Here is a 13,965-nt window from a genome sequence, read left to right on the forward strand (position 1 = left end):
CACATCATGATGGCTTGGGAAACTTCAATCACAGCTGACGGTTGCCACTGCGCTGAACTGAAGGGTACTCCGGAAGAACAGGCTGCCTTGGACAAGAGCTACGCTCACTTGTGCGAATTGCGTGACGAAGTAATCGCTATGGGCGTTCTTCCTGCTATCTCTGAATGGAACAAACTGAACCCGAACATCAAATAATCGGATATTCCATTGATATACAAAAGGAGACTGATATTCAGTCTCCTTTTTTTATGTACCTTGGTCTGTAGTTGTTTCACTTGAAGAATCACACCCCACACATTGAATTTGTACACGGAGAAAACGATTAACATACTAAATATAAGACAGTTAACATTTTCCTATGTACATCAGTCTCTTCTTGACATTCCTCCTGAAAGCACTATCTTTGCCGCTCCCTACGATGTACTTCCTTAACCCCTGAGCAGCAATGAGAACCAATACCCTGTTATTCCTTTTTATCCTGCCACTGATTTGTCATCCCTTGCAGGCTCGCCTGCCGGAAGGCCTTGTGCGTCACGACTCCATCTTCTCTGCCTCGCAGGCCGGAGAAACATCCACGCCTAAAGCGAAAGACCAGTTCCGTAGAAATTTCTCGTACATGGGTATCCCCTTTATTGCCGCCGGACTGGTTGTAAAAGGAGAAAACCGGAATTTCCGTACCCTGCGCAACCGCTTCCAACCTACCTTCCATCATGAATATGACAACTATACACAGTATGTGCCACTGGCTGCTACGTGGGGAATGAAACTGGCGGGGGTAGAAGGACGAAGTTCGTGGAAAGAACTGACTGTCAGCAATGTTTTTTCGGCTGCCCTCATGGCCGGATTCGTCAACACCCTGAAACATACCACCAAGGAACTCCGTCCGGATAATTCCTCGAACAACTCGTTTCCTTCGGGACATACCGCCACCGCCTTTATGTGCGCCACCATCCTGCATAAGGAATATGGCATGATCAGCCCGTGGTACAGCATCGGCGGCTACACCCTGGCCGGACTGACCGGAGTAACCCGACAATTGAACAATCGTCACTGGATTGGTGATGTGCTGGTGGGTGCGGGCATCGGCATGATTTCCACCGACTTAGGATACTTCTTCTCCGATTTGATTTTCAAGCATAAGCATACCGGCCTTGAACAGAATGCCAGTTACACCCGTGATGACGCACCGTCTTTCCTGAGCTTCAATATGGGAGTAGCCACTGCACCTTCTGTGTTGCGCACTGCCGAATTATATGACATGGAACACGGCTCTCCTTTGGGCATGCATCTGCGGACAGGAACTGCCACGGTTGTCAGCGTGGAAGGCGCCTACTTTTTCAATGCTTACCTCGGACTGGGAGGGCGCTTGAAAGTGGCTACCTTACCGGTGATAGCTGATATTCCAGAAGAAAACAAACAACACTTCGACCTGGACAATGACTTGCAGGAAGGAGCTCCGGTCAACATGTTCCTACTCGACGGACTAGAATCGGACCACTTGGGGTTTTGCGACATCGATTTAGGAGTCTACTTTTCGTACCCCTTGAGCCGTTACTTCCAACTGGGCAGCAAACTACTGGTTGGACGACGGATGAATGCCGACTTTAGCCTGAATTCACTCTCCCGCATCAACCCCGATATCTTTGACCGCCAGAAAGTGAGCCAGGAAGCCTACAATCAGTTCTACAAGGAAGATGTGGAATATTATCTCCAACAGGAAGGCCTGACTACCCACGAACTCCTGCACAGCACGTTTGTGGACGAAGAATTTCTGCACATCCGGAAAAGTTCCACCTTCAAACTGGGTACGGGTGTTTCTCTCACCTACCGTTACAAGGAGAATGCGGCCCTGCGCCTGTATTGCGACTATGATTTTGCTTCTCCCCGTCTGACTTATGACCTGAAAAATTCCTGGACAGACGAAGAAGGGAACCGCGAAGCACGCTCCTACAGCAGACGGACCCCGATGCATAACTTTACTTTCGGAGCCTCCATCGCGTTCATGTTTTGAATCGCCTGAAAAGGCGTTGCACATTCTACTTATTTTTATTATTTTCGCCTCCCGATATGATAGACCAAGCCACCATAGACCGGATATTGGATGCGGCACAAATAGTAGATGTGGTATCCGAATTTGTCACGCTTCGCCGAAGAGGGGTGAACTACATCGGACTATGCCCCTTTCACAACGAAAAGACCCCTTCGTTCAGTGTCTCGCCCAGCAAGGGATTGTGTAAATGCTTCAGCTGCGGAAAAGGAGGCAACGTGGTGCATTTCATCATGGAGCACGAACAGCTCTCCTACTACGAAGCGCTGAAATGGCTGGCCAGAAAATACAACATCGAAATCAAGGAACGCGAACTGACCGAAGAAGAGAAGCAGGCACACAGTCTGCGTGAAAGCTTGTTCGTAGTCAATCAGTTTGCTGCCGAATATTTCCAAGACATCCTTTACAATCACATTGACGGACAGCGCATCGGTATGACGTACCTGCGCAGCCGTGGCTTCCGCGATGACATCATCAAGAAATTCCAGTTAGGATATAGTCTGGACAACCGGGACGCACTGGCCCGCACAGCCTTACAAAAAGGCTACAAGGAAGAGTTTCTCGTCAAGACCGGACTCTGTTACCGCAAAGACGACGGTTCCCTGCACGACCGTTTTTGGGGACGTGTCATTTTCCCCGTACATACCTTATCGGGTAAAGTGGTAGCCTTCGGCGGACGTGTGTTGAGCGCGGCCACCAAGAACGTACAGATGAAGTATGTCAATTCGCCGGAGTCGGAAATCTATCATAAAAGCCGGGAACTCTACGGTATCTATTTTGCCAAACAGGAAATTGTCCGCCAGGACCGCTGTTTCCTGGTAGAAGGTTATACCGACGTCATTTCCATGCACCAAAGTGGCATTGAAAATGTGGTGGCTTCCTCAGGTACGGCTCTGACTCCCGACCAGATACGGCTGATACACCGTTTCACCAACAACATCACCGTGTTGTACGACGGTGACGGAGCCGGCATCAAGGCCAGCATCCGAGGTATTGACATGCTGCTGGAAGAAGGAATGAACGTCAAAGTCTGCCTGTTGCCAGACGGGGATGACCCGGACAGTTTTGCCCGCAAGCACAATGCCACCGACTACCAAGCTTATATCAACGAGCACGAAGTCGATTTCATCCGGTTCAAGACCAACCTGCTGATGGAAGAAGCGGGCAAAGACCCCATCAAACGGGCCAGCCTGATTTCCAGCATCGTCAAAAGCATCTCGGTGATTCCGGATGCCATTGTCCGTTCTGTTTACACACGTGAATGCAGCCAGCTCCTGCAAATGGAAGAGAAGGTGCTGATAGAAGCTGTAGCCAAACTCATGGAACAGGCGCAGGAAAACAAATTCAAGGAGAACCAAAGGAAACAGCAGCAAGCCCTCAGGGCACAGCAGGTGTCTCAAGAGAAAACAGAATCGCCTGCCATTTCGACCAGCCCTACTGAAAAACAGGAATCACCTGTTCCGCAGGAAAATCCGACGACTTCACCGACAACTTCAACGGATGCACAACCGGAAGCTACTGCAACGACAGCCACTGCCTCAGCGGATGAATACCTCTCTTACATTCCACTGGAAGGAAACGAACAGAAAGTATTCTACCAACGGGAACAGGCACTGATACGCATGCTTATCCGCTATGGCGAGAAAGCCATGTGTTATTTGGAAAATGAAAACGGAGAAGAACGGCCACTCACGGTGATAGAGTGTATTTCTGCAAGTTTAAAGGAAGACGAATTACAATTTCATAGCGCATTGGACCGCCGTATTCTGAAAGAAGCGGAAACACACTTGCAAGAGCCGGGATTTGTGGCTGAACGCTACTTCCTGAGTCATCCCGACGCAGATATCAGTAAACTGGCTGCCGAAATGGTCAGCGACCGCTATCAACTGAGCAAATACCATTCCAAGGGACAGAAAATCATTACCGATGAAGAACGGTTGTATGAACTGGTCCCCCGTCTGCTGATTGATTTCAAGATTTCAATTGTGGAAGAAGAGATGAAGCACACACTGCAGGCCTTGAACAATCCAGACATTTACAACGACCCGCAAAAGTGCCAGGAAATTATGAAGCATTACCAAGACTTGCAGAAGATACAGATTCCGATGCTTCAGAAAGCGGGAGACCGTGTCGTATTACCTCCCAGCCTATAAAAAACTATTTCCCCTTTTTCAGACGCAGAAGGGGAAATAGCACATCTGTTAATATTTGGCCCGAATCAGGTTCATAAACTCTTCACGCGTCTTTGCCTGATTGAACGCACCGGTAAAATCGGAAGTAGTGGTCACTGAATTCTGTTTTTCCACCCCTCTCATCTGCATGCACATGTGTTTGGCTTCTACCACCACCATTACACCTAATGGATTTAATGTTTCTTGAATGCACTCCTTAATCTGGAGCGTCATGCGTTCCTGTACTTGCAAGCGATGGGAAAAAATATCGACCACACGGGCAATCTTACTCAACCCCGTAATGTATCCGTTCGGGATATAGGCCACATGCGCCTTTCCATAAAACGGCAGCATATGATGTTCGCACATGGAAAAGAAATCAATGTCCTTCACAATCACCATCTGGCTGTAAGGCTCCTTGAACTTCGCCGCATTCAGCACCTCTCTCGGATCCATTTCATATCCACGAGTCAATGTCAGCATGGCCTTGGCCACACGTTCTGGAGTCTTCAATAACCCTTCACGTTGCGGATCTTCTCCCAGCAAAGAAAGAATCTCTTTGTAATGGCCCATCAGCTTTTCCACCTTTTCCTGCGGCCAGTTTATCGAATTGGTATCTGTCATCATTATTCTATAGGTATATTAATCTGTTCGCGCACAATAGATACTTCCTTGAAAACTCCTGTCGCCTTCAATTTACGCATGGTAACATGTGCTTCTTCAATGCTCTTGAAGTCTCCCACCCTGCACAACCAACGTGGAGGCTGGAAATAAGTATAAACCGGCAAGTCAGGAAATTCCTCTCTTACCTTTGCCGCTACATTGTTCGCCTCACTACGTGCCTGACGGGAATTATTTCCGGCATACACCTGTACACGAAAACCGCGGGCCTTCAATGTCTTCACCGGTTCTGAGCTTGTAGACCGTACATAGCGTTTCCCTATCAGAGAAGTAATCTGTGCATCCTGATGGATAGTGACCACTCCTTCACCCGCCCGACGGGTTTGCAAACTTTCAATAATGTTTCGTTGGGCATAACTCCCACTGACACATAATAAAGAAACAATGAATAAAAAATATTTCAGCATAACCGGATTTTTAGATAGACATAGAAAACAAAAGTCAATTGAGCACAGAGGGAAGGAATGACACTGCACGTCCTCATCTCTCTGTGCTCAAGCAATTCCTGATTAATTCAGAGATTGGAAATTATTTAAAAGCATCGATGATACCTTTGAAGTCAGCAGCCTTCAAAGCAGCACCACCAATCAAACCACCATCTACATCCGGATTTGCAAACAATTCTTTTGCATTTGAAGGCTTGCAGCTACCACCGTACAGGATAGAAGTGTTTTCAGCCACTTCCTTACCATATTTAGCAGCTACCAAAGAACGGATGTGAGCGTGGATTTCCTGAGCCTGCTGAGGAGTAGCAGTCTTACCAGTACCGATAGCCCAAACCGGTTCGTAAGCCAAGATGATCTTGCTGAAGTCTTCGGCAGACAAAGAGAATACAGAAGCCAGCTGAGCTTCTACTACTTCATTCTGCTTGTTAGCTTCACGTTCTTCCAATACTTCACCGATACAGAAAATCGGTTTCAAGTTGTTAGCCAAAGCCAATTTAACTTTTTCAGCCAGGATTTCTACTGTTTCGTGGTAGTAAGCACGACGTTCTGAGTGACCCAAGATTACATACTGAGCACCTGTAGATGCAACCATTTCAGCAGAAACTTCACCAGTGTAAGCACCAGAAGCTTTGTCTGCGCAGTTTTCAGCACCTACGCCAATGATAGAGCTGTCTACCAAAGGAGTAACAGAAGCCAAGTGAATAAACGGAGTACAGATGATTACGTCGCAGTTAGGTTTGTCTGCAGTCAATACTTCGTTCAATTCTTTTGCCAAAGCAATACCTTCCTGCAGGTTCTTATTCATTTTCCAGTTACCTGCTACAATGTTTTTTCTCATTTTGTTTTAATTTTAAAGGGTTAGTTATAATGTTTCTTTTTCCTTTTCTTTTTTCTCTTTCTCTCGGCGAGCCTTGATACGCAACCAAATCAAATCGATGATGGTAAACAACAATAACGGGCCCAAGAACCAAAGTGCCACCACTACAATCTTATGTACATTCGTCTCAGGACTCCACGTACTGAAAGGGAGACGTTCCAACGGGGCATTCAACTGGTATTCGTCGGGTAAATTAGAGACACTCCATTTACGCAACACCACCCCTTTTTTCAACAACATCAATCCCGGATTCGAACGGATCATGGTCTTCAACGTAATTTCATCCACCAAGGCAAAAGGATATTCAGCTCCTGTATTTTCCTGCCAATCCATAATATCCTGTTCCGAAGAGGCCGTCAGGCAAAGAAAACGGTAACCGTGTTCCACGCTGTAGTCGTAGACTTGATTAATCAAATCCATTCCGCTGTCGTCAGCCTGCTTCAACCAGGGAGCGACAAGCAGAAATGTATATTGGTCACTCTGTAAAATCTCCTCCGTCAAATCTTCTCCAGTTTCCAACGACGTAATAGAGAAATCATGAATCGGCGGTTCATATCCTTTCTCCTTTACCCGTGTTTTCGAGTCTACAAAAGTCCATGTGGAATCGGTAGGGAAATTATCAATGGTGAATTCCTGCTCTTTCCCATTCTTGGAATAAATAAAAATCGTTTCATATACCGTAGGTTTTTTCCCTTCGGGAATACTCATTCCTTTCTGGATATCAGCCCCTACATGATAAGGCCGAAAATCAAAGACCGGCAGATAACGAAGATTGAATAGGGTAAAAAAGATAATAAACACGATGCTGTACAGCGAAATCAGCCAGTCTACTTTTGTTGTCACCAAGTTGAATATATACCGTTTCCATCGAAACACCGAAATGGCTGCTACCAGCAAGACAATGTTTTTGAAGAAGGTTTCCCAGTTCGTCAGAACCACCACATCTCCAAAACATCCGCAGTCGGATATCGGATTGGCTATGGCAAGCCACAACGTCAACGGAGTCATGAAAGACATAACCAGCAACACCAATAAAGGAGCCACCCGACGCCGAATACCAAAAAACAAGTAAATACCTATGATAAATTCCAGTAGAGCAAACAACATTGCCACCGCATACGGCACATTCCCTTTGCTCAAACCTAAAAAGCCCCATGCTTCCAGATAATCCTGCACCTTGTAAACAGTGCCCAAAGGATCATTTGCTTTTACAAATCCGGAAAACAAAAAGACAACGGCCAGCAGAAAGCGGCAGAAGTTACTCCAGACTACAATGACTCTATGTAAATACTTATTCTCCAAATTCTAACTTTATCAATCCAAATACGGCATAATTAATCATATCCATGTAATTGGCATCCACACCTTCCGATACCAATGTCTCTCCTTTCAAAGATTCAATTTGTTTGGTCCGGTAAATCTTCATCAGAATCAAATCAGTATACGAAGTGATGCGCATGCTGCGCCAGGCCTCATCATAATCATGATTCTTTGCGAGCATCAGTTCCAAGGCCTTCTTAGCATAGATGTCATACAACTCCAAAGCACGGTCTTCCGTAATGTCTTCCTTCTCGGCATATCCCAGTTCCAATTGAATCAACCCAATGATACCATAATTGACAATAGCGATAAACTCCGGACGGATACCTTCGTTCACCAAGGAAACGCCTTTTACCTCTATACTGCGAATACGATTGGCTTTGATAAAAATCTGGTCTGTCACAGAGGATGGACGCATGATGCGCCACGCAGCCCCGTAATCATGCAACTTCTTGGCAAACAAGTCGCGGCAGACAGCGATTACATGTTCAAATTGTTTTTTGGTTTCTTCCATCTTTTATGTGAGAATGTGTGGCAAAGTTACTGTTTTTTCACAGAGCACACAATAATAAGAGACATAAAAAATGCCATTTCATACAGACCTTCCGGCTGCATGAAATGGCTATTTCTATTACAAATGTATTCTACTTATCAAGAGCATCTCAAGACTTGTCCGATACGCAAGGTAGTGGTACGCTTGATACCATTAATCTGGCACAAACGGTCGATAGACACATGATACAAACGAGAAATGCGTCCCAATGTATCTCCTTTACGAATCTTGTGATAACGGATAGCCGATTTTTCAGTTTCCGCAGCTCCTGACTTACCTGACTTCACAGCAGCCAATGCCCGCGTACGCTGATAGGAATAACGGTTGGCACCACGTACAAACAAATAGCTGTCTGTCACAATATCCTGATTGGGGAAATCAAACATAAATTCCGGATTGATGACTTCACCCAAGAAACGTGTTTCAAAATGAAGGTGTGAACCCGTAGAACGACCGGTATTTCCACCCAAGCCGATAGGATCTCCTGCCTTTACATACTGGTCTTCTGCCACAATTTGTTTCGACAAGTGACCATAAATGGTTTCCAGACCGTTGTCATGACGAATCACTACATACTTTCCGTATCCTCTACGTTCATATTTTACCATACGAACACGTCCGTCGAATGCAGCACGGATTGTATCGCCGATATAGACTTTAATGTCCAATCCGTTGTGCATACGCCGCCAGCGAGGACCGCATTTAGAAGTAATGATTGTATGGGTTGTCGGCATACAGAAACCGGTAAGATCAATTCGGAAACTATCTGGAACCTGAGTACCACCGTACGCATGAACGCGATCATTGTTCCAGTTGGGATAAAGACTATAAGCAGGATATACTGCCTGTTCAGCTTTAATCTGACGAATCAAAGCCAGTGAATCAACTGCTTTCAATTTTCTGTCAATAGGCGCCTGACGAGCGAGAAGATCTTGTCCCGAGACACTGATACTCACCATTGCCAAAGCGGCCATCGCTACTGTTCTAATGCATTTTAATATCATTCCATCTATATTTTTCAGCTAGTATCCGTCGGTTGGTTTTCGTGATATAAAATATTCCAGTCCGACCTCCAAATAGAATACCACTACTGGTTAAAAACAATCAAATTTAGAATGCATATTCCCGAAATATGCCTTTCGTTTTACAAACAACGTTCCAAAGATAAAATTTTTTCGTCATACCCGGTTGCCTGGTTAACTATTTTTTATGTATTTTCATACGCCCCGGCATGAATTGATGTTGTAAAACATAAGGATCAGCCACACAAAAGATTAAACAAGATCACTTAGACGAAGTATTCAGCTTGTTTTGCATAATGAATTTGCCGTTCTCCCACTCATAACGTAAAGGAGCAGATACAATATAATGTTTCAGCTCGTCTGCTGTCTTCTTGTCCAAATAATCGGGAGTAGAATAAGTAATTGAGAGAACGGGCTGGTCAACCGACAAGGAAGCTGTCCACAAATACATGTCGGCATAAGTCCGGAGGTTTTTCAACGAATCAGTCTGCACATCAGACTGCGGCATGACATAAAACTCGTTTTCTTCTGGGAGCTGAATAAAGTCACTCTGCGGCAACTCTTTCCAGTTGGTATCATAAAATGCAATCCGACTGTCTCCAGCAGGAGCAAAATAAGTAGATACAGCACAAATCACCTTGACAGAATCATTCAACGGCAGCAGTTTCAGTTCCAGCGTACTGGCCGAACTACTTTTCAGAAACAAATAATCTGATGTCAGTTTTGTCATCTCCGAAGTGTTTCCAAAACGATTTTTCACCTCTGCCTTCATACCACTTTCCAGAAAATCACCAAAATCGGCCCTATTTACTTCTGTCAGGAACGGAGACAAAGAATCAGGCATTGCCACAAACAATGTTTTCAAATCCTGGGCACATATGCCCCCGCATATTCCCAATATAAACCATATAATTAAAAGACGTTTCATAACCTACTTCTTCAAAAAGTGCCCAAATATACAATTATTTTCTTTAGTGTATACAAGGAATCCGTTTTCTCTTATCCCTTCCCATTCCGTCGTTTCAAGAAATCAGTCGGACTTTCCCCAAAATACTCCTTGTAGCACCGAGTGAAATAGGAAGGAGAACTGAACCCCACCTCGTACGTAATTTCAGCCACAGTCTTTTCTGTAGAAGCCAGCAACGATGCAGCCTTCTTCAACCGAGCTATACGCAACAATTCATTAGGTGAATAACCGGTCAAAGCTTTTGCCTTACGATATAACTGTACGCGTCCTAACCCCAACTCTGTGCCTAAGAATTCTACGCTGAGATTGGAATCTCCCATTTTTTCATCAATCAACCCTTTCAATTTTTCCACAAATCCTTTATCCATATCGCTTAAAGACTGCTTCTGGATTGTAGCAATCGAATCTCCCAAGGATTTCAACCGTTTGCGGTTATCTATCAGATTCCGGATACGGGTCAACAAGACCTTGGCATTAAACGGCTTGGTAAGGTAAGCATCCGCTCCAGAATCATACCCTTGAATGCGTTGCTCATCCATGGTATAAGCCGTCAGCATCAATATGGGTATATGGGAAGTCTGAATCTCATTTTTCAATCGGCGACAGCATTCAATACCATCCATTACAGGCATCATAATATCACAAATTATGACATCGGGTACATATTTCATCGCTTGACGGATACCGTCTTGTCCATTGACGGCCTCTATGACCGTATAACGATCCCGTAACAGCATCTCTGTATACTCTCGCACATCCTGGTTGTCATCAATTACCAGGACGATTTCTTTCTCTGCAGTTCCATCCGTCTCAATCGTTTTCGGCAACTGGTGCAAAGTTTCCAATCCGGCATCCAAAACGGCCCCTTCCTGCAAATTCTTCAACGATTCGTTCTTTTCAATAATCTCTTCCACTTCTCCTTCCTGTTTCATTGGAAGTTCCACCAAAAAGCAGGTACCTTTTCCCTCCGCACTGTCCACTATCACATTTCCATGATGCAAATGCACAAAAGCCTCTACCAGAGCCAGTCCCAAACCTGACCCCGTATGCTGCATGTCAATCTGATAGAAACGTTCAAACACATGACGGGCATGATCTTCCGACATACCAATACCCGTATCACTTACTTTCAAACGCAAAAAGCGCAACTGCTTCTTTTCTATCTGAGACAGTTCTACCTTTATTTCTCCCTTTTCAGGAGTGAATTTAAACGCATTCGACAACAAATTATAAATGATACGTTCCATTTTTTCCACATCGGCCACCATCATATAATTTGACTCATCTCCTTCTGCGGACACCGTAAAATGGATATGCTTTCTGGATGCCAATACATGGAAAGCCTCGGTCCACTCTCTAACTCCCGTAAGTATATTAAATTCAGAAAGACGCAAATGCAACTTTCCATGCTCATATTTCTGGAAATCCAAAATCTGCGTAATCAGCCTCAACAAAATCGATACGTTTCGTTGCACAATCTCCAGCATTTTCCGCTCCCGGTTCCCCAATTGTTTTTCTTCTAACAACTGATTTACCGGATCGGCAATCAAGGTCAACGGTGTACGGAAATCATGTGACACACTGGTAAAGAAAGCCAACTTAGCATGGGTCGCATCTTCCAGTTGTCGAGACAATTCTATCAGCTGGTCTCGTTGTACCTGCAACTGATCTCGCTGCTGTTCCAACTGTTTCTTCTGAGTGGACAATTCGGTGTTCATCCGATTCTTTACCCAAAAAGCACGTACCAAAAAGAACATCATAAATCCCACCAACACCAAGATCACCACACAAGCATACAGGAACATTTTTTGTGCGGAATAACGAAGGAAATAATCATCCAACCGATTATGAAGCAATTCTATCTTATGGTCTAAAGCAAAGATATGTTCCGTCTGCAATTGCATAATTCGGGCATTACCCTTATCCACAGCGGCCGTTGACAAATAATTTTCCCGCTCATACTTCTGTCCTTTCAAAATGGACATCGCCACTTGTATCACCTTATCTCCACCTGTAGGATAAATAAAAGTAGCATTCAATTCCCCCTTGGCCACACTTTCCACTCCATATCCTTTCCCTGCCACTGCATCGATTCCAATAAACAGAATATCTTTTTCACGCTTCTGACGCCGCGCCTCCTGATAAGCTCCCATGGCCATCCGGTCATTTTGCGCCACAATCAGGTCAATCTGGTCATGATTTTTTAAAATCGTATCGACTACCACCTTCGCCTTATCCTGAAACCAGCCAGCATCTGCAGAAGCCACAATCTTTATATCAGACGCTTTTTTCAGAGCATCCATCATTCCACGATGACGCTCTATAGCAGGAGTAGAAGCTTTCAGTCCTGTAATCTCCACCACTTTTCCTTTTCCATGCAAGGCATTGACAATGTATTCGCCCACCTTCTTTCCTACTTCATAATTATCGGCTCCTACGTAGGCAGTATATTTATCGGAGTGAATTCTCCGGTCTACCAATACCACCGGAATACCTGCTTCATACGCTTCTTCAAGTACAGGAGCGATTGCTCCTGCCTCATTGGGTGCCACAATAATCAAACTTACTCTTTGACGAATAAATTCTTTGATATCCTTAATCTGCCGTGCATTATCATCCTGTGCCTGACGAATCTTCACCTCTACTCCAGGATAGAACAAAGCCTCACGCAGAATCTCCTTATTCATCTGCACGCGCCACTCATCATTACTACACTGTGAAACTCCAATAATATATTTAGACCTTCCTCTATTGCAAGCCATTAACAAACATACAAGGAAAAAGAGTAAAAGGTATTTATGCCATCGATGTCTCATGGAATCTATATTAAGTTAACTTTGCAAAGATATATCAAAGCAAGGAAAGCCTTTCAACCAAAAAGATTTTTTTCTTGATTATTAAGCAATAAAAATGCGGTTTTAGCTGTCACAGCCAAAACCGCATGCTTTTCAAATCTAACCTAAACTAAAAATACAAACTTATAAACCTTATTCTTTACATTTTATTTCTCAAATATAATGGGAATTCAGGCATAGCTCCATTTTGAGTGCACACAAATGCTGAAACTTCCACAGCCAGTTCATGTGCTTCACGTACGGTCTTCCCTTTCAAGATAGAAGCCACGAAGGTAGCAGTAAACGAATCGCCTGCTCCAACCGTATCTGCAACCTCCACTTTCGGAGTTTCTACAAAGGATACATTTCCTGGAGTAAATACATAACTTCCGTTCACCCCACAAGTCAGAATCAACATCTTCAAGTTATATTTAGCCAGCAAAATCCAGCACTTATCCTGCAAGTCAATGCCCGGATAGCCAAACATACGGCTCACTGTAACCAACTCTTCATCGTTAATCTTCAACACATTACATTTTCTGAAAGAGTTGCAAAGCACTTCCTTAGAATAGAATCCCTGACGAAGGTTGATGTCAAACACTTTCAGTGTGCCTTCCTTCGGCATAGCATCCAAGAACTTGTTGATAGTTTCACGAGAAACGACACTCCGCTGAGCCAAAGAACCAAAACAAACAGCTGTAGTCTGCTTTGCCAGCCCTTCCAGCGCCAGTGTATAAGGAATATTATCCCATGCCACTCCTTCTTTAATATCGTAACAAGGAACTCCTTCTGCATCAAGTTCCACTTGCACCGTTCCAGTAGGATACGGCACACGTTCAATCATGCAATGCAGGTTCTTCTCATAAAAATTTTCCAAGATTTCAGTTCCCAACTTGTCTTCTCCTACCGCACTTACCGCACGTCCGTCAAGTCCAAACTGTGATACGTGATACGCAAAATTTGCTGGAGCTCCTCCAAGTTTCTTTCCTTCAGGCAGCACATCCCACAGTGCTTCTCCTATACCTACTACGATTGTATTATTCATAG

The 13,965-nt window shown here is 44.6% G+C and carries 11 protein-coding genes and 1 pseudogene; 3 read left to right on the forward strand and 9 right to left on the reverse strand.

Annotated elements, in window-relative coordinates; genetic code table 11:
* From RDP42_RS08480 to dnaG, 3 genes and pseudogenes are all read left to right on the forward strand, one after another.
* A pseudogene (locus tag RDP42_RS08480) lies at positions 1 to 195 on the forward strand (malate dehydrogenase); the annotation flags it as partial.
* Between the two features lie 250 nt (positions 196 to 445).
* Positions 446 to 2,011 carry a phosphatase PAP2 family protein gene (locus RDP42_RS08485; protein ID WP_308763324.1) on the forward strand — a complete coding sequence of 522 codons (1,566 nt, stop codon included), beginning with the start codon at positions 446 to 448 and terminating at the stop codon, positions 2,009 to 2,011.
* A 56-nt stretch (positions 2,012 to 2,067) separates the two neighbouring features.
* A complete protein-coding gene (gene dnaG / locus RDP42_RS08490; RefSeq protein ID WP_308763325.1) occupies positions 2,068 to 4,200 on the forward strand; it encodes a DNA primase in 2,133 nt (710 codons plus the stop codon).
* A gap of 48 nt (positions 4,201 to 4,248) precedes the next feature.
* Here dnaG and folE read toward each other — a convergent pair whose 3' ends face one another.
* From folE to RDP42_RS08535, 9 genes are all read right to left on the reverse strand, one after another.
* Positions 4,249 to 4,842: a GTP cyclohydrolase I FolE gene (gene folE / locus RDP42_RS08495; protein WP_303912169.1), complete on the reverse strand. Its 594-nt coding sequence runs from the start codon at positions 4,840 to 4,842 to the stop codon at positions 4,249 to 4,251.
* A 2-nt stretch (positions 4,843 to 4,844) separates the two neighbouring features.
* Positions 4,845 to 5,306, reverse strand: coding sequence for an SPOR domain-containing protein (locus tag RDP42_RS08500; protein WP_308763326.1), 462 nt, complete (start codon positions 5,304 to 5,306; stop codon positions 4,845 to 4,847).
* Positions 5,307 to 5,427: 121 nt separating this feature from the next.
* A complete protein-coding gene (tpiA, locus tag RDP42_RS08505; RefSeq protein ID WP_022354710.1) occupies positions 5,428 to 6,183 on the reverse strand; it encodes a triose-phosphate isomerase in 756 nt (251 codons plus the stop codon).
* Positions 6,184 to 6,207: 24 nt separating this feature from the next.
* Positions 6,208 to 7,524, reverse strand: coding sequence for a BT_3928 family protein (locus tag RDP42_RS08510; RefSeq protein WP_308763327.1), 1,317 nt, complete (start codon positions 7,522 to 7,524; stop codon positions 6,208 to 6,210).
* Complete coding sequence (locus RDP42_RS08515; protein ID WP_303912121.1) at positions 7,514 to 8,056, reverse strand: DUF1599 domain-containing protein; 543 nt, start codon at positions 8,054 to 8,056, stop codon at positions 7,514 to 7,516. The genes RDP42_RS08510 and RDP42_RS08515 overlap by 11 nt, the downstream gene beginning before the upstream one ends.
* Positions 8,057 to 8,193: 137 nt before the next feature.
* A complete protein-coding gene (locus RDP42_RS08520) occupies positions 8,194 to 9,099 on the reverse strand; it encodes a peptidoglycan DD-metalloendopeptidase family protein (RefSeq protein ID WP_308763328.1) in 906 nt (301 codons plus the stop codon).
* A 280-nt stretch (positions 9,100 to 9,379) separates the two neighbouring features.
* Entirely contained in the window at positions 9,380 to 10,045 is a 666-nt protein-coding gene (locus tag RDP42_RS08525; protein ID WP_308763329.1) for a DUF3256 family protein, read from the reverse strand.
* A 71-nt stretch (positions 10,046 to 10,116) separates the two neighbouring features.
* Positions 10,117 to 12,900 carry a substrate-binding domain-containing protein gene (locus RDP42_RS08530; RefSeq protein ID WP_308763330.1) on the reverse strand — a complete coding sequence of 928 codons (2,784 nt, stop codon included), beginning with the start codon at positions 12,898 to 12,900 and terminating at the stop codon, positions 10,117 to 10,119.
* Positions 12,901 to 13,078: 178 nt separating this feature from the next.
* Complete coding sequence (locus RDP42_RS08535) at positions 13,079 to 13,963, reverse strand: carbohydrate kinase (RefSeq protein ID WP_308763331.1); 885 nt, start codon at positions 13,961 to 13,963, stop codon at positions 13,079 to 13,081.
* Positions 13,964 to 13,965 lie beyond the last annotated feature (2 nt).

The organism is uncultured Bacteroides sp. (genome assembly GCF_902472605.1).
Lineage (GTDB): Bacteria > Bacteroidota > Bacteroidia > Bacteroidales > Bacteroidaceae > Phocaeicola.